Genomic DNA, 17,245 nt, shown 5'->3' on the forward strand with positions numbered 1-17,245 from the left:
TTCGTTAACATATCGCCAAACACAAGCCATCAGGCAAGCCATTGCAATTTGGAAGCCGGCTTTGAATTTGCTAAACAATTCGATGTTTCAGAGGCATAGACAGACAACAAACCCTACGATAACGTGCCTTTAAGCCCTCCTGAGCAAATTGTCACAAGACAACGATAAAGAGAGACGGCAAGGAACCCTTTAGCATGAGCGCAGGCGCAGATTTGCTCCGTATTGAAAATCTGCGGGTCTCGTTTTCTCTTATGGGTGGCACGATTGACGCCGTGAGGGGTGCCAGCCTTCGCATTCTTCCGGGAAAAGTGACCGCGCTTGTCGGAGAATCCGGCTCCGGAAAATCCGTCATCGGCCAGACCATCATGGGCATCCACCCCAAGACGGCGCGCGTGAACGGCCGCGTGCTGTTTACCGATCCCGCAAATGCCGCAGCCGGCCCCGTCGATCTGCTGCAACTGCCGAAGGACGGCCGGGACATCCGTGCTATACGCGGAAATCGCATCGGGCTGATTTTTCAGGAACCCATGACGTCTTTTTCGCCGTTGCATACGATCGGCAACCAGATTGACGAAGCGCTGAGAATCCACAGCATCCTGTCGCCGGCCGAGCGAGCGGAAAAAATGTATGAGACGCTCGACCTTGTAGGGTTTTCCAACCCGAAGAAGGTCGTGAACATGTATCCCTTCGAATTGTCGGGCGGCATGCGCCAGCGCGCCATGATCGCCATGGCACTGATCTGTCGCCCCGCGCTTCTGATCGCCGACGAACCGACGACGGCTCTTGATGTAACCATACAGGCGCAAATCCTCAAACTCCTGCGCGATCTCCAGAGCCGGCTGAACATGAGCATGCTGCTCATCACCCACGATCTCGGCGTGGTGGCAAACATCGCCGACGAGGTTGCCGTGATCTATCAGGGCGAGATCATGGAAGCCGGAACGGTCGACGATATTTTCAAGGCACCGAGCCACCCCTATCTCAAGGGCCTGATGGCCGCCGTGCCGCATTTCGACATGAAGCCGGGTGAGAGGCTGAAGGCGCTTCGTGAGATCACCGTCGACCACGAAAGCCTTGTCGGCAAGAAGACCGCCGCAGTGAACAAGACACCCGGCCCGCTCTTGACCGTGGAGAATATCAGCAAGACCTTCACGACCCGGAAGTCAAGCTGGTTCAGCCGCCGCGATGCCAATGCCACCAAGGCGGTCAACAGCGTCAGTTTTGAAATCCGCCGGGGAGAATGCCTTGGCCTCGTCGGCGAAAGCGGCAGCGGCAAGACAACCGTCAGCAAAATCCTCATGCGCGCCGTTCGCCCGGATGAAGGCTCCGTGACATTTCACCGGCCGCAGGGCGATATCGACGTCCTCAATGCTAGGGACGGCGATCTAAAGGAACTGCGGTCGAAGATACAGATGGTCTTCCAGGACCCGATCTCATCGCTTTCACCGCGCATGACCGTGCGCAATATTTTGAGCGAGCCGCTTGAAATCCATGGACGGGGCGATGCGAAATACCGCGCGGAAAAAGTCCGTAATCTCGTCAAGGCAATCGGCCTTGGAGAAAGCGCGCTGAACCGTTATCCGCACAGTTTCTCAGGCGGCCAGAGGCAGCGTATCGGCATTGCCAGAGCCCTAGCGTTGGGTCCCGAACTGCTGATCTGCGACGAACCCGTTTCTGCCCTAGATGTCTCGGTGCAGGCGCAAATCCTCAACCTGCTCAAGGATTTGCAGAAGGACCTCGGACTTACCTACCTCTTCATCTCGCACAATCTGGCAGTGGTGGATTACATGGCGGACCGCGTGGCGGTGATGTGCGAGGGCCGCATCGTCGAGCTGGCGCCGCGGGAAATCATGATGCGCTCTCCGGTTCACCCCTATACAAAATCGTTGCTGGCGGCCGTGCCTTTTCCCGATCTCGACCGTCCGCTCGATTTCCGCACCATCGGCAAGATCAGCGCGACGGGCAAGTTCGACTGGGGCAAGCAATTCCGCGACGAGGGTGACGGCGAAATGATCTCTGCCGATCTTGGCGATGGCCATTTCGTTCTCGCAAATGGCAATGCCGACATCAGGGAGCTTCGCTCGTGATTACGCGCCGCACCACCCTTGCCTTGATGGCCTCCGTCTTTTTGCCGACCTATGCGCGCGCTGCCTATACCGACCCCGCCTACTTCAAGGAAAAGCGGGAAAAAGGTGAGCTGCCTGATATTGCCGAGCGCTTGCCGAAAAACCCGCGCGTCATCGATATGAAGGCGCTTGGCCGGGAGCCCGGAAAACACGGCGGTTCCGTACGCATGCTGATCGGCGGCCAGCGCGATATCCGGCTTATGCCCATCAGCAACTATGCCCGCCTGGTTGGTTACGACGAAAAATTCGAGCTTCATCCCGACATTCTGGAAAGCTACGACGTTCAGGACGAACGCATCTTCACCTTCAAGCTGCGAGAAGGCCACAAATGGTCCGACGGCAGCGATTTAACCTCCGAGGATTTCCGCTATTTCTGGGAGGATGTCGCTCTCAACAAGGAAATTCACAAAGGCGGCCCGCCAATCGAACTGCTGGTCAACAACAATCCTCCCCAGATCGAAGTCATCGACCGGCTGACGGTGCGCTATACCTGGGAAGGTCCGAACCCCGATTTTCTGGCAAAGCTCGCAGCAGCATCGCCCGCGCGGCTTTTCCTGCCCGCCGCCTATATGAAGCAGTTCCACATCAAATATCAGACCGCGGAAAACCTCGCCAAGCTCATCAAGAAGAACAAGGCGGATGACTGGAGCGGGCTGCATATCAAGATGTCGCGGCAGGTCCGTCCGGAAAATCCCGCTCTGCCGACGCTGGACGCCTGGCGCAATACGACTTCGCCACCGGCCGAACAGTTCGTTTTCGAACGCAATCCCTATTATCACCGTGTCGACGAAAACGGCCTGCAACTGCCCTATCTCGACCGGTTCCTGCTGAATGTCACCTCCTCCGACATCATCTCGGCCAAGACGGCGTCCGGTGACAGCGATCTGCAATATTTCGGCCTCGATTTCGCCGACTACACCTTCCTGAAGGATGCCGAAAAACGCTTTCCTCTGAAGGTGAACCTCTACAAGCGCTCTCAAGGGTCGCGCATTGCGCTTCTGCCCAATCTGAACTGCGCCGATCCGGTATGGCGGAGCTGCTTCCAGGACGTGCGCGTGCGCCGCGCAATGTCGCTCGCTATAAACCGGCACGAAATCAACATGGTCTGCTTTTACGGGCTGGCCAAGGAAAGCGCCGACACCGTCTTGCCGGAAAGCCCGCTTTACCGACCGGAATTTGCCGAGGCCTGGAGTGCCTTCGACCGGGCGATGGCCAACAGGCTGCTTGACGAAGCGGGTCTCGATAAGCGCGATAGCGCCGGTAACCGGCTTCTGCCGGACGGCCGTCCAGCCTATATCATCGTCGAGACCACAGGCGAAAGCACGCTCGAAACCGACGTGATGGAACTGGTCACGGACCACTGGCGGCATATCGGCATTGCGGTTTCGGTCCGCCCGACCCAGCGCGATGTCTTCCGCAAGCGCGCCATGGGCGGCGAGGTGCTGATGTCGGTGTGGATGGGCATGGACAATGGCGTGCCGACCCCCGACATGCTGCCTTCGGGCCTTGCGCCCACCGGCGACGACCAGTTGCAATGGCCGGTCTGGGGCATCCACTATCTGTCCGGCGGGCGCGAGGGCAAGGAGCCTGACCTGCCGGAAGCAGCGCATCTGCTCGATCTCCTGAAAAAATGGCGCCGAAGCGTCACCGAGGAAGAGCGCGAGGCAATCTGGCTGGAAATGCTTGGTATCTACACGCAGCAGGTATTTTCCATCGGCATCGTCAACGGCGCGCTGCAACCCGTCGTCCATGTCAAACGCATGCGAAACGTGCCGGAAAAGGCGCTTTTCGGCTTTGAACCCACATCGTATCTCGGCATCTACATGCCGGATGCCTTCTGGTATGACGGAGACGCCTGATATGCTGCGGTATATTCTCAAGCGCATCCTCGTCATGATCCCCACGCTGATCCTGATCTCGATGCTGGTCTTCACCATCATCGAATTGCCGCCGGGCGATTATTTCGAAAGCTACGTCGCCGAACTGCGCGCCATGGGCGAGACCGCAAACCTTGCCGAAATCGAGGAGTTGCGCGTCCGCTATGGCTTCGACCAGCCGGCGCCGATCCGTTACTTCCGCTGGGCAACCGGCATGCTGGTCGGCGATTTCGGTTATTCTTTCGAATATCAGCTGCCGGTAAACGAGGTTGTGGGAGACCGTCTGTGGTTGACGGTTCTGGTGTCCTTCGTCACCATCATCGTCACCTGGATTCTTGCCTTCCCGATCGGCATCTACTCCGCCACGCACAAATATAGCTGGGGCGACTACGGCCTGACATTCCTCGGTCTGCTTGGCATCGCCATCCCCAACTTCATGCTGGCGCTGATCCTGATGTATTTCGCCAATATCTGGTTCGGCATCTCCATCGGCCATCTGATGGATCGGGAATATCTGAACCAGGCGATGAGCTGGCCAAAGTTCAAATCGATTCTCGAACATATCTGGATACCCGTCCTCATCATCGGAACGGCGGGCACGGCCGGCATGATCCGCCGCCTGCGCGCCAACCTCTTGGACGAGTTGCAGAAACAATATGTCGTAACCGCCCGCGCCAAGGGGCTTCACCCTTTCAAAGTGCTGATCAAATACCCGCTGCGCATGGCGCTGAACTTCTTCATCTCGGACATCGGCTCGATCCTGCCCGCCATCATATCAGGCGCGGAAATCACTGCAGTCGTGCTGTCACTCGAAACAACCGGTCCGATGCTCATCCGGGCGCTGCAAAGCCAGGACATGTACCTGGCCGGCTCCTTCCTGATGTTCCTTGCTTTCCTCACGGTGATCGGCGTTCTTGTGTCGGATATCGCCCTTGCCATACTTGACCCGAGAATCCGCTTCGGAGGTGGTAACGTCAAATGACTTCATCCATCCCGACATCCGGCGAAGCACTGCCCCACTACGTTTCGACGGCGCCGTTCGACCCGTCGCTCATCGAACCCAATACGTCCGGAATGGCGGCCTTCAGCAAGGCGTCGCAGCTGCGGCTCATGTGGTGGCAGTTCCGCCAGCACAAGATCGCCGTCTGGTCCGGCGCCTTTCTGGTGGTGCTTTATCTTTCGATCCTGATCAGCGAGTTCCTCGCGCCTTACAATCTTCACACCCGCAATATCGAGCATATCTACGCCCCACCCCAGGCCATTCACCTTTTCAATGACGGAAAATTTGTCGGGCCTTTCGTCTATGGTCGGGAAATGACGCTCGACATGGACAATCTGCGGCGCGTCTACCGGGATGTGCCGACGGATATCCAGCCGCTGCGATTCTTCTGCAAGGGCGATACCTATCATTTCTGGGGCATGATCGAGGCTAGAACCCACCTCGTATGTCCGGCCGAAGGTGGTGAAATGTTCCTGCTCGGCACCGACCGGCTTGGACGAGACGTGCTGTCGCGAATCATCTACGGCGCGCGCATCTCTCTGACGATCGGCCTTCTCGGTGTCGCCATGAGCTTCGTTCTCGGCATTGTGATCGGCGGACTTGCAGGTTATCGCGGCGGCACTTTCGATCTCATCGTCCAGCGTATCATCGAAGTCCTGCAATCCATTCCGAGCATTCCGCTGTGGCTCGCACTCGCAGCAATCATGCCGGTGACCTGGAGTCCGATCCTCGTCTATCTTGGCATCACAATCATTCTAGGCATGCTAGACTGGACGGGACTGGCGCGCGCCGTGCGCTCCAAATTGCTGGCATTGCGCGAGGAAGACTATGTTTTGGCTGCACAACTGATGGGCGCCGGCACACCGCGCATCATCGGCAGGCACCTTATCCCCGGCTTCATGTCACATCTGATCGCCTCGGCGACGCTGACGATACCGGGCATGATTCTCGGCGAAACCGCGCTGAGCTTCCTTGGTCTCGGCCTCAGGCCGCCGATCACAAGTTGGGGAATTCTGCTCACGGAGGCGCGCAGCGTCAGCGTCATTGCGCTATATCCGTGGCTTCTCATCCCGACGATTCCGGTTGTTCTCGTCATTCTGGCCTTTAATTTCTTCGGTGACGGACTACGTGATGCTGCGGATCCCTTCAGATAAAATGGAACACGCCTTGATAAACTGCTCTTCCGCCATCGCCTTTTTTGGGAAAGGCAAAAAGAGGTGTGGCCGATGACCTCCCGTCTGAACGACGCACGCATCCTCATGTACAGCCACGATTCCTTCGGCCTCGGACATCTGCGGCGCTGTCGCACGATCGCTCACGCGCTGGTGGAGGATTATCGCGGCCTCAACGTGCTTATCATTTCGGGTGCGACTATCGCCGGCGCCTTTGATTATCGCGCTCGTGTCGATTTCGTGAAAATCCCGAGCGTCATCAAGCTGCGCAACGGCGAATACACCTCCATGGACCGGCATATCGATCTTCAGGAAACACTGAAGATGCGCCGCTCCATCATCTATCACACTGCCGAAAGCTTCCAGCCGGATATCTTCATCGTCGACAAGGAGCCCATGGGTCTTCGTGGCGAGGTGGAGGAAACGCTTGCGTATCTCAAGGGACAGGGAACCAAGCTTGTCATCGGCCTCCGTGACGTCATGGATGCACCGCAACTGCTTGAGGCGGAGTGGAAGCGCAATGACGTGATGACCAAGATCGGCAAGTTCTATGACCACGTCTGGATTTATGGCCCGCCGGATTTCCACGACCCCTTGACGGGGCTCGACGTTCCCCAGACCGTTCGCGACAAGATGGATTTCGTCGGCTTCCTGCAACGCTCCAAAACGCAGGCGGAAACCGTGGCGCACCGGCCGGAGGGCGACTATCTTCTCATCACCACTGGCGGCGGCGGTGACGGCAGCGAATTGATCGATGACGTCATCAATGCCTACCGTCATGATAGCGAACTGACGCACAAGGCGCTCGTGGTGCTCGGCCCTTACATGCCGGCAGACCAGCGCCAGCGATTCATGAGCAGTGTTGCCGATATTCCGTACATCGAGATCATCGAATTCGACAACCGCATGGAAGACCTCGTTGCCGGCGCTCAGGCCGTCGTGTCGATGGGCGGCTACAACACCGTCTGCGAGATATTGTCGTTCGACAAGCCTGCCCTCGTCGTGCCGCGCACGGTGCCGAGGGAGGAGCAGCTTATCCGCGCAAGCCGCGCGTCGGAGCTCGGCCTTTTCGACATGCTTTTACCTGAGGATGCCGAGAATCCGGCAAAAATGGCGGCAGCTCTTAAAGCGCTGCCGAATCGCGCGCCGCCTTCCGTCAATTCGCAGGACCTGAAGCTCGATGGTCTGGAAAACATTTCGAAACGGATAGCCGAATGGCTGCCGCCCGAGGGCGACAAGGTGCCAATAACGCTGACGGCGTGACCGGCTCCCCGACAACCACCGCTTCAAAAGAGACACGCGCAACGTGACCGACACAAAAAAAATCGTGGTGCTCCTCAAGGGCTATCCGCGCCTGTCCGAGACTTTCATTGCCCAGGAACTTCTGGGGCTTGAAAAGGCTGGCCTTACGCTGGAACTCATGTCCATGCGCCGCCCGACGGATAAAAAACGCCACCCCGTTCACGATGAAATCCGCGCACCCGTGACCTACCTGCCGGAATATCTGCATGACGAGCCCATCCGCGTGCTGAAGGCCCTGTGGGCATGCCGCAAAAAGCCAGGCTTCACCAAGGCGCTGCGTCGGTTTTTCAGCGATCTGCCGCATGATCTCAGCCGCAACCGCTTCCGCCGTTTCGGGCAGGCGGCCGTGCTGGCGCACGAATGGCCTGTAGATGCCGGGTGGCTGCATGTCCACTTCATCCACACACCCGCCTCGGTCGCCGCCTATACACATCTTATCACCGGCACGCCTTGGACGATTTCGGCCCACGCCAAGGATATCTGGACCTCCAGCGACCGGGACCTTGCCGCAAAGCTGGAAAGTGCCCGCTGGGCCGTGACCTGCACCGCAAGCGGCTTTCAGCATCTTCGCACCCTTTCCGGCGTCAAGCAGAATGTGCATTTGAGCTATCACGGTCTCGATCTCACCCGCTTCCCGCATTTCGACACGCCGCGTCCGCAAAGAGATGGATCGGACGCTCATGATCCGGTCAGGATTTTGAGTGTTGGACGGGCCGTCAAGAAAAAGGGCATCGATATTCTGTTGCAGGCTTTGGCCTCGCTTCCACAGGACATCCATTGGCGTTTCACCCATATCGGTGGCGGCGACGAACTTGCCGGGTTGAAAAAACTCGCCGACGAGCTTGGCATCGCCGACAGGATCGTCTGGACCGGCGCCATGGACCAGAAACAGGTGCTGGAGAATTACCGCGAGGCCGACCTCTTCGCCCTTGCCTGCCGCATCACCAGCGATGGTGACCGAGACGGTCTTCCCAATGTGCTGGTCGAGGCCGCCAGCCAGGCACTGACCTGCATTTCCACCAATATATCAGGCATTCCGGAATTCTTCGTGGACGGTGAAAACGGCCTGCTGACGGAGCCCGAAAATCCGGTTGCCTTCGCCGAGGCTCTGCGCACGGCGATTACCGATCCACAATTGCGTGAGCGTCTGGGTAGTGCGGCGGAAAACCGTGTGCGAACCGCCTTCGACAACCGCACCAGCATTGCCGAGTTGAAGACGCTGTTCGAAACCGAGTGGGAAAAAACGCCATGACCGATACGGAAAAGCGCCCTTCCGTTTTCTTCTACGTCCAGCACCTTCTGGGCATCGGCCATATCGCCCGCGCCAGCCGCGTTGCCAATGCCCTTCAGGCAGATGGTTTCGATGTCGTTCTGGTGACAGGTGGCACCCCGGTTCCCGGCTTTCCGGGCGAAGGCATCCGCCATGTCGAATTGCCGCCGATCGCCGTCAGCGACGGCAGCTTTTCCGGCCTTGTCGATAGTTCCGGCAAACCGGTCGATGACGACTTCAAGAAGCTTCGAACGGATATGCTGATCGGCGCCTATCACGGCGCAAAGCCGGATATCGTCATCATAGAGGCCTTCCCCTTCGGCCGCAGGCAGGTGCGTTTCGAATTGCTGCCGCTTCTGCACGAGATCGAGGACAGTGAACCACGCCCGCTCGTCATGACGTCGCTGCGCGATATTCTGCAGGAAAAAACCAAACCCGGCCGGGACGAAGAAACCGTGTCGCTGGTGAAGAAACATTTCGACGCGGTGCTGGTCCACGGAGATCCGGATTTCGTCCGGCTGGAGGAGACCTTTCCCCTTGCCGGCGAAATCAGCCAGCGCGTTGTCTATACCGGCCTCGTCGCGCCGCTGCCACCGCCGGAACCGGCGGAAAAATTCGATATCGTCGTTTCCGCTGGCGGAGGTGCCGTTGGTGCAGCCCTTATCCGGGCCGCACTTGAGGCATCGCCTCTGCTGGAAGAGATCAAAAGCTGGTGCCTCATAACCGGCCCCAACATGCCGCAGGCAGATTTCGATGCGATCTCGGCGCAGGCGCCCGAAAATGTGTCCATCTTCCGCTTCCGCAAGGATTTCGCAAGCCTGCTTGCCGGCGCGCGGCTTTCGGTTTCGCAGGCCGGTTACAACACCGTCTGCGATATTCTACAGGCAAAATGCCGCTCGCTTCTGATCCCGTTTGCGGCCGATGGCGAAACGGAACAGAGCGCCCGCGCCGAACGGCTGGCGCGGCTGGGGCTGGCACAGGTTCTGGAAGAGAAGGATATCTCTGCGCAATCCATGGCCGATGCCATCAGGGCGGCATTGGCCCTGCCGGGACCGGACGTGATCCACCTCGATCTCGATGGCGCCGCAGGAACGGCTAGAGCTTTGCGCCGCCTTTTTGATGAGCGGTGAGGATCGCCTTTAACTCTCGAACGGCCTCTTCATCCGTGCCCTTGCGCCCCGCGCCGGTGAAACCGAGTTTCGCCACCCGGCTTTCCGGATCGTAAAACGGAATGGCGGAACAGGATGCGTGGATCTCCGTAATGGGAAAGCGGTCCAGCAATGTCTGCACGACTGGTGGACGCACCCCGGCCCCCGGCATGATGACAATCCGCCCGGCGGCAAGCTCGGATAATCGCGCCAAGGTCTCGATGCCCTCAAGCGCCGAACGCGCCCCCCCGGAGGTCAGAATTCTCGGGAAACCCAGCGCGATAGCGGCCTCCAAAGCTTCATCCATGTCGGGAACGACGTCGATCGCCCGGTGCAGCGTCATATCGAGCCCGTCGGCGTGGCGGCACAGCTCTTCGAGCAGGGGAATATCGAGCGAGCCATCGCCAAGCGAGGCACCGAGCACCACGCCGGAAAGCCCCGCCGCGCGCGCCGCATCGATATCGCGTTTCATCACATCGGCTTCGTCGCGCGTGAACACAAAATCCCCGGCGCGCGGCCTGATCATCACGCTCACCGGCAGGGCGTAGGCCGCCGCCCGGTGCATGAAACCCGCAGATGGCGTCACACCGCCACCGGACAATGCCGCGCAAAGTTCTATTCGGTCGGCACCACCCCTGACCGCCGCTTCCAGACCGGCCACGTCGTCCACGCAAATCTCGAGAATCATCGTAACCTCTTTCTTTTGAATGTGCCGTGTTTTCGCGCCAGCTTATCCGAAAACCGCCCACACTTTTCGGTCCGACGCTCTACCTGCGGCGGCCCTTCCCATCAAGCGCGTAGAGCATGTAAACGCCGCCGAGACCCACAACCGCTCCCAGGATTGAAGTGCCTGAATAGCTCGTGACGAGCGTGCCGACGGCAAAAATCAGCGCACCCAAACCCGCGCCGAGGAAGATGTTGACGGCAATCAGCGAGCTTCCAAGCCCCGGCCGATCCGCAATCAGTTCCTGCAGATAGGTGATCGGGATACTAATGATGGCGGCTGCGCCGAGCGCGCTGATCAAGGTCTGCGCGTAGATATGCCAAGGTGCCGTCGCGAGCCCCTGCAGGATGAGGTAGATGGCATAAAGCCCCGCTCCCGCCGCAAGGGTCAGCGTTTGCGGCACCTTCTTTTCGATCCAGCCCCACAGCAGAATGAAGACGATTTCCAGCGCGGCAACGATGCCAGCGACGATACCGATATCCGCGACCGTTCCCTTTGCCTGACCCGTTATGATGAGCGAGCGGATGGAATCATTGAGATGCAGCATCGAGCAGATGAGCGCAATGGCGATGATCCGCAGCAGCACCCGTCGCTCCCCGATTTCCGCAAGTGAAGCGCGGACACCGAAGCGTGCCTGCGTGTTCACCGATGCCGGCGTCGCCGTGCGCGGCAGGCAGAAAGCGACAAGCAGAAAGCAGATAAGCGCGCAAATGCCTGAGAACAGGAAAGCCATCAGCATATTGCCGGAGTTTACCAGAAAAATACCGACGATGCCCGGCACCAGCACCCATGAAAGCGAAATCGTGGCCCGCATGATCGAATTCACGGCGATCATGTCGCCCGTCGAAAGATTGCGGGCATCGGCGCGCACATGCGCGAAAATCAGAGAGTTCATTGCCCCGAAAATCGGCAGGAGCAGCAGCTTCGCGGTCACGAAGGCGGTGGCATTACCAACGAGATAAACCAGCAGATAGCCGCTGACGCCGAAAAGCGCGATCAGCAACATGGGTTTGCGATATTCGCCGAGCCGGTCTGCAACGATGCCCATCAGCACGCTGGCGCTGACATTGATGATGGCGGCAAACAGCATCAGCAGGGAATAGACGGTGTTGCTGAGCCCGATTTCGCGAATGCCGATCACCGCCTGATAGGGGGCGGTGGCGGCATTCGAAAATCCGAAGAACAGGATGGCGAGCGCCCCGATGCGGATCGACGGATTGTTGAAAACGATGGAAAGAGCCGACGGCATGAAGGTTCGCCTGAGATGATCCGGCACGGCCGGATCGCTGAATGAAATGCTATCGAACCGCTGTCATCGCCAGCGGGCCGAAAGGATGGGTTTCGGGATATAGTTGAAATGCGATTTCCATGGGTAAAAATCGCCATCCCGGCGGCGATTGGGGAGGTTTTCGATATCCTGATTGATAACCCCCTCCGTCAACGCCATGAGATTGGGATTGGCGATGGGCGCAAGCTCCGGCGAAAGATAACCTGACTTGACGACCAGCAGCCTTACCGCCTTCGGATCGAAGCCCAGACGGGTGAAATCCGCGATCATGTGATAGGGCCTGCGCCTTGCAGCCAGAATGACGGTAATGCCATCGATGACGACGACCGCCTGCCGCTGATCGGAAGCACCTGGATCGTCCAGTTTCAGGACCTTGGCTTCGACGGTGATGGAAGGGCTTTCGGGATCGAGACTGCCGCCGATCTTCAGGGAAAGCGCCGCGCCCTCGCCCGCCGCAAAACAGGCCTCGACCGCCGGCCTGTCGGTGATGCCGCCGATCAACGCGCCCTGCCAATTGCGCGCAATCAACGCCGCCAGAACATCGGCGCGATCGCCCACCCCGCCACCGGTCGGATTGTCGCCGGAATCCGCAAGAATGATCGGCCCGGTTGTTGTTTTTTCCGCAATATCCATGATGACCTCGAGCGGTTCGGTCACGGGACCGAAACGGAAATCCTGTCGGGCATTCCAGTAGGATTGCGCAATCTCCGAGGCGACCGCCTGCGCGGCATCTTTGTCCGTCCCGGTCACGACAGCGCAGGCCGTCGCCCTTGGTTCATCGGCCCAGACGTAGCCGATCATGAAATTCGCATCCCAAATGCCGGGCCGCGCGTCGTAGTCCGGCAAGACGGCATAGAGGCTTTTGGCCGGTTCATCTTCCGTGGAGGTTTTTTCACCCGGCAGTAGAACGGGGATTTTCGCCCATGCCACACCGGGCTTCTCGCCCGTTTTCAGAGCCTTGATGAGCATAGTCCACGCCCGCACCATCGTCTCGCGCACATCGATATGCGGCGCAGTTCGGTAGCCGGCGAAAATATCCAATTGGTCGATGATCGACTGGCTGACATTGCCGTGCAGGTCGTAGCTGGCGGAAATGATCACATCCGGTCCAACTACGGCGCGGGCGCTGGAAATCCAGTCCCCTTCCGCATCGTCCATTCCCTCGACATTCATCGCGCCATGCATGGCGAGATAAAGCCCGTCGAGCGGCAGGCAAGCCTTGAGACGCTCCAAGAATTCCTGCTTGAACACATCATAGGCCGCGCGCGACACGGGACCACCCGGCACCGCCCGCGCATGCAGAAGCGGCAACACCTCCGCCCCGCCTTCACCGAGGAAATTGAAATATTCGGCTTCCAGCAACTCCGCCCCGCGAAAGACGCGAAAATCTTCCTGACGCATCAGCACCGGCGAATAGGTGCTGCATTCGGTATGAATTCCACCAACGGCAATACGCATCTCGCCTTCCTCTCAATAGACCGGGCTCAAGCGGACGATGGCGGAGAAACGCAGCCAGTCCTTCTGCGCTTTCGGCGTCCACGCCGCCTCGGCAATGGCGGGCAGTCTCGGGAAAACCAGATGGTTGAAATAGGCGCGATTGAGGAAATGTTCGGACCAGATGCAGGCCTGAACGCCTTTCATTCGCTCCTTCAATTCCTCGGGGAACTCACCGACTGCCTCGTAAGCATATGTATGCGACGGCGGAACGGTGCCGGCCCAGCTTGCGCCCGGCTCCTGCCAGGCTTCATCCTGCACCATGTCAAGATAATAGGCCTGTCCCGGCGTCATCACGACGTCATAGCCCTGCTTTGCAAGCTCCAGGCCAACTTCCGGCTTCTGCCAGGCCATCAGCAATGTTCCCGAGGGATCGACGCCGCCGCCGTGCGAAACTTCGTCCCAGCCGGCAAGCTGGCGGCCGCGCTCATGCAGCATCCCCTGAATACGTTTCATGAAATAGGACTGAATGCCGAAGGTGCCGTCGAGGCCTTCCTTTTCCATCAACGACTTGGCAAGCGGCGAGGCAAGCCAGGAGCCATCTGCTACCTCGTCGCCGCCGATATGGATCAGCCGCGAGGGGAAAAGCTCCACCATCTCGTCGAATATCTTGCCAAGGAATTCATAGGTCGGCTCGATGGCGGGATTGAGCGCATTGTTGGGATAGCCCTGTACGGAGCGATAGCTGTCCGGCGCTTCCTGCCCATCCGTCAGCTCCGGATAGGCAACGAGAGCCGCCGTGCTGTGGCCGGGAATATCGACCTCCGGCACGATTTCGATGTTCAGTGCCGCCGCATGCGCGACGACCATGCGAACATCATCCTGCGTGTAATAACCGGAAACCGGCTCAGCCCCATTGCCGAGCTGCGGCAGAAGCGGCGCATCCGGGCCGCGCGTCGCGCCGACTGTCGTCAGCAGCGGGTAAGCCTTGATTTCGAGACGCCAAGCTTCGTCATCCGTCAGGTGCCAATGGAACCGGTTCATGCGCAGCCATGCAAGAATGTCGATCAGCCGCACGACATCACCGGTCGGATAGAATTGTCGCGAGACATCCAGATGGCAACCGCGCCAGCTGTAACGCGGCGCATCGGCGATGGTGCCGGAAACCGGGAAACGGAATTTGGTATCGGTGCGCGCGCCGTGCAGCAATTGCGCGAGCACAGTCAGGCCGTATTGCAGACCTGCAGCGGCCGAATATTCCACGACGACGGCGTCATCAGAGAAAGACAGGCGATAACCTTCAGCTTCCAGACCGCTATGTTGCTTGAAACGAAGCGGTTTGCCCTCATGAACAGGCGCGAGGCTGAAAGGCACGTGACCAACGGCAAAAAGCCTGCGGAACAGCGACGAAACAGTTTCCACCGCAAGCACTTCTTCCTTGCCTGCCTCTTCCGTCGGGAAGAGTGCGACGGGAAAGTCTTCGCCCGGCGCGGCATCGATTTCCGCAGGCCAGGGCTGGATGGCGAAGGGCAGATCGAGCTTTCCTTCAGGAAGCAGGGCTGGCGCCGGCTCGCTATGGCGCCCGTCAAGCATCAGGTCAGCGACATCAACCGCGCGATGTGTGCCGTCGGCAAGGCTGATATAGGCGGATTTCGCACCGTCTGTGCGATGGCGGGCAGGCCTGAGCAGGCCGTCAACGGTGAAACGCCACGATTTCCCGGCTTCGAGCACGAAACCCGTTGGCGGCGCAAATTCATGGAAATTGGCATTGCGGCGCAGATAGACGGCATTGCCGCAAACGGGCTTGTCGATGGTCCGCGTCAGCGACGTATAGACGATCCGGAAATCCTTCACCGGCTCGCTGGAAAGATTGAACAGGGTGAAGGTGAAGCCACCCGATGCGGAATCTTCGAGCGGATGCCATGAGTTTTCGAGACGAAATTGTGCGAGCGCCATGATTCTCCCCTTTATTGTGCTTCAAGCCCGAGAGGACTTCGGTCAGTAGTGTTCGGATTGTGAGAAAGTGCGGGCGAGCGGCGCCTGCCCTGCCGTCAGGCCGCAATCCACCGGCAGGCACACGCCGCTGATGGCCGCTGCCTGTGGCCCGGCTAGAAAAGCGACGGCGTTGGCGACATCCTCAGGCCTCACGATGCGCTGCAACGGATACCAGTGCTTCGCTTCCTCGAAGACCTGAGGATTGACTGCCGCCCGCGCTTCCCAAGCCTGCGTGCGCACGGTTCCTGGAGCAACAGCATTGGAACGAACGCCGAATTTTCCGTATTCGACAGCGATCAGCTTCGTCAGATGGATCAAGCCTGCCTTTGCCGCGCTATAGGCGGGATGGCCGAACACAGCCATGCCGTTGACGGAGGTGATATTGATGACAGACCCTTGCGTGCGCTTAAGCGCGTCCTCGAAAGCCCTGAAGCAGAGAAACGGTGCTTCCAAGTTAAGGGCATTGTCCTTGCGCCATATCTCTGCGGTCGTGTCGTGCAGGCTGACGGCCCTTGCAGCACCAGCATTGTTGACGAGGGTCGCGACATCACCCAGCTCCGCAACCTCCAAGGCCAGCCTTGCAAGATCCTGCGGATCGGTGACGTCGCAGGTTCTCGAAACGAAGGCGGAACCGGAAAGCAGGGAAATCGCATTGGAAAGGGCGTCGGGATCGATATCCACCAACACCACCTTCGCGTGGCTTTCAGAAAGCGCCGCGGCAATTGCCCGGCCGATGTCGCCCGCCGCGCCCGTTACGACGGCGACCTGGTCTTTCCTGTCCTGCATGTCATGCTACTCCTTCGAGGCTTTCCAGAGCGGGTTTTGAGGTCAAGCCGCTCTACATCTTTGTTTTTATGCATTTTCCGGGCGTGAAACCGCTACGCGGCTCACTGGAAATGCTCTAGTCACCCAGCAATTGCCGGTCGTCCGGATCACGATGCTCCACAAGCTGCTGCTTGATGTGCCGCAGGGTCACCATCGACCGCTGCCGGTGGTGATAGGCAGCTAGCGTCGCCAGAACATCAACCGCCGCCAGATAGGCATAACGCGATGATGTTGGGCGGAAGATATTGTTTCCCTCAGGCACGTTGACGGCCACCACCATATCGGCGGCCAAGGCGACGGGCGTATCGCTCTGGGTCAGCGCGATGGTGGTGACCCCCATTTCCCGCGCCAGCCTGAAGCACTTCACCAATTCCATGTTGCGGCCGGAAAAGGAGGATCCGATGATGACGTCTTCCTTCCGCGCAGCGGCAGTCATCATCAATTGCATGCTGTGATCGGCGCTGGTCGAAACGCGCAGGCCAAGGCGAAACAGCCGGTTCTGGATTTCCGATGCGATCATCGAGGAATTACCACCGGCTCCAAACGCGTAGATCATGCCGCTATTGGCAATCCGGACGGCCGCTTCGTCGGCGAGGGCGGGATCGAGCGTCTTGTGCAGCAGGAAAAGCGCCTCCTGCGCCTTGGCAAGCACTTCTTCGGCGACGTCCGACGGGCCCGTGCTGGTCGGTTCCGAGGTGAGGTAGCGGATGCCGACATAAGCGGTCTTGGCAAGGCTGACCTTGAAATCCGAAAAGCTCTGGCAACCCAGACGGCGGCAGAACCGCGTCACAGTTGGCGGGGAAACCTCGGCGCGGGCGGCAAGCTCGATGATCGATGCATTGACCGCAAACTCGAAGTCCGAAACCAGGATATCGGCGATCCGCCGCTCCGATTGCGAGAACTGTCCCCTGTCGTCTTGAATCTTTGCGAAAATATCCATGCTCACCGGTCTCCGTTCCGCCAAAACTTAAGGCTTGGCCCCGTTTCCGATGCACCCTAATCCGAGACGCCCGTCAACCGTACACACCCATGAATCGACCATGTTTCGCCCCGTTGACGACACGCCGGACACCTTTGATTTGAA

Annotated in this window: 13 protein-coding genes; 7 read left to right on the forward strand and 6 right to left on the reverse strand. The window is 59.1% G+C overall.

What is annotated here, in order from left to right:
* Nucleotides 1-194: 194 nt before the first annotated feature.
* The 7 genes from ACQZ63_RS19905 (at nucleotide 195) to ACQZ63_RS19935 (ending at nucleotide 9,877) form a co-directional block, all read left to right on the forward strand.
* On the forward strand, nucleotides 195-2,087 hold the full coding sequence (locus tag ACQZ63_RS19905) for an ABC transporter ATP-binding protein (protein ID WP_065659911.1): 1,893 nt from the start codon (nucleotides 195-197) through the stop codon (nucleotides 2,085-2,087).
* Nucleotides 2,084-3,985: an ABC transporter substrate-binding protein gene (locus tag ACQZ63_RS19910; protein WP_025594514.1), complete on the forward strand. Its 1,902-nt coding sequence runs from the start codon at nucleotides 2,084-2,086 to the stop codon at nucleotides 3,983-3,985. The genes ACQZ63_RS19905 and ACQZ63_RS19910 overlap by 4 nt, the downstream gene beginning before the upstream one ends.
* Nucleotide 3,986: 1 nt before the next feature.
* Complete coding sequence (locus ACQZ63_RS19915) at nucleotides 3,987-4,985, forward strand: ABC transporter permease (RefSeq protein WP_003516797.1); 999 nt, start codon at nucleotides 3,987-3,989, stop codon at nucleotides 4,983-4,985.
* Complete coding sequence (locus ACQZ63_RS19920) at nucleotides 4,982-6,157, forward strand: ABC transporter permease (RefSeq protein WP_003516796.1); 1,176 nt, start codon at nucleotides 4,982-4,984, stop codon at nucleotides 6,155-6,157. Before ACQZ63_RS19915 ends, ACQZ63_RS19920 begins: the two co-directional genes overlap by 4 nt.
* A 72-nt stretch (nucleotides 6,158-6,229) precedes the next feature.
* Entirely contained in the window at nucleotides 6,230-7,438 is a 1,209-nt protein-coding gene (locus ACQZ63_RS19925) for a glycosyltransferase family protein (RefSeq protein WP_003516795.1), read from the forward strand.
* A 43-nt stretch (nucleotides 7,439-7,481) separates the two neighbouring features.
* Nucleotides 7,482-8,729: a glycosyltransferase family 4 protein gene (locus tag ACQZ63_RS19930; RefSeq protein WP_065663009.1), complete on the forward strand. Its 1,248-nt coding sequence runs from the start codon at nucleotides 7,482-7,484 to the stop codon at nucleotides 8,727-8,729.
* A complete protein-coding gene (locus ACQZ63_RS19935) occupies nucleotides 8,726-9,877 on the forward strand; it encodes a glycosyltransferase family protein (RefSeq protein ID WP_113556172.1) in 1,152 nt (383 codons plus the stop codon). The genes ACQZ63_RS19930 and ACQZ63_RS19935 overlap by 4 nt, the downstream gene beginning before the upstream one ends.
* Here ACQZ63_RS19935 and ACQZ63_RS19940 read toward each other — a convergent pair.
* The 6 genes from ACQZ63_RS19940 to ACQZ63_RS19965 all read right to left on the reverse strand — a co-directional run bounded on the left by ACQZ63_RS19940 (nucleotide 9,843) and on the right by ACQZ63_RS19965 (nucleotide 17,101).
* A complete protein-coding gene (locus ACQZ63_RS19940) occupies nucleotides 9,843-10,583 on the reverse strand; it encodes a copper homeostasis protein CutC (protein ID WP_065663008.1) in 741 nt (246 codons plus the stop codon). The two genes, ACQZ63_RS19935 and ACQZ63_RS19940, sit on opposite strands and share 35 nt — an antisense overlap.
* Before the next feature lie 79 nt (nucleotides 10,584-10,662).
* Nucleotides 10,663-11,868, reverse strand: a complete 1,206-nt coding sequence (locus ACQZ63_RS19945) for an MFS transporter (protein ID WP_097100908.1) — start codon at nucleotides 11,866-11,868, stop codon at nucleotides 10,663-10,665.
* A gap of 63 nt (nucleotides 11,869-11,931) precedes the next feature.
* Entirely contained in the window at nucleotides 11,932-13,365 is a 1,434-nt protein-coding gene (locus ACQZ63_RS19950; RefSeq protein WP_113556171.1) for a M81 family metallopeptidase, read from the reverse strand.
* A 12-nt stretch (nucleotides 13,366-13,377) separates the two neighbouring features.
* A complete protein-coding gene (locus tag ACQZ63_RS19955) occupies nucleotides 13,378-15,297 on the reverse strand; it encodes a beta-N-acetylhexosaminidase (RefSeq protein ID WP_111790507.1) in 1,920 nt (639 codons plus the stop codon).
* 42 nt (nucleotides 15,298-15,339) lie between these two features.
* A complete protein-coding gene (locus ACQZ63_RS19960; protein ID WP_113556170.1) occupies nucleotides 15,340-16,122 on the reverse strand; it encodes an SDR family oxidoreductase in 783 nt (260 codons plus the stop codon).
* A 115-nt stretch (nucleotides 16,123-16,237) separates the two neighbouring features.
* On the reverse strand, nucleotides 16,238-17,101 hold the full coding sequence (locus ACQZ63_RS19965; RefSeq protein WP_003516783.1) for a MurR/RpiR family transcriptional regulator: 864 nt from the start codon (nucleotides 17,099-17,101) through the stop codon (nucleotides 16,238-16,240).
* Nucleotides 17,102-17,245: the final 144 nt, after the last annotated feature.

The sequence above is a fragment of the Agrobacterium sp. CG160-95 genome, assembly GCF_053521725.1.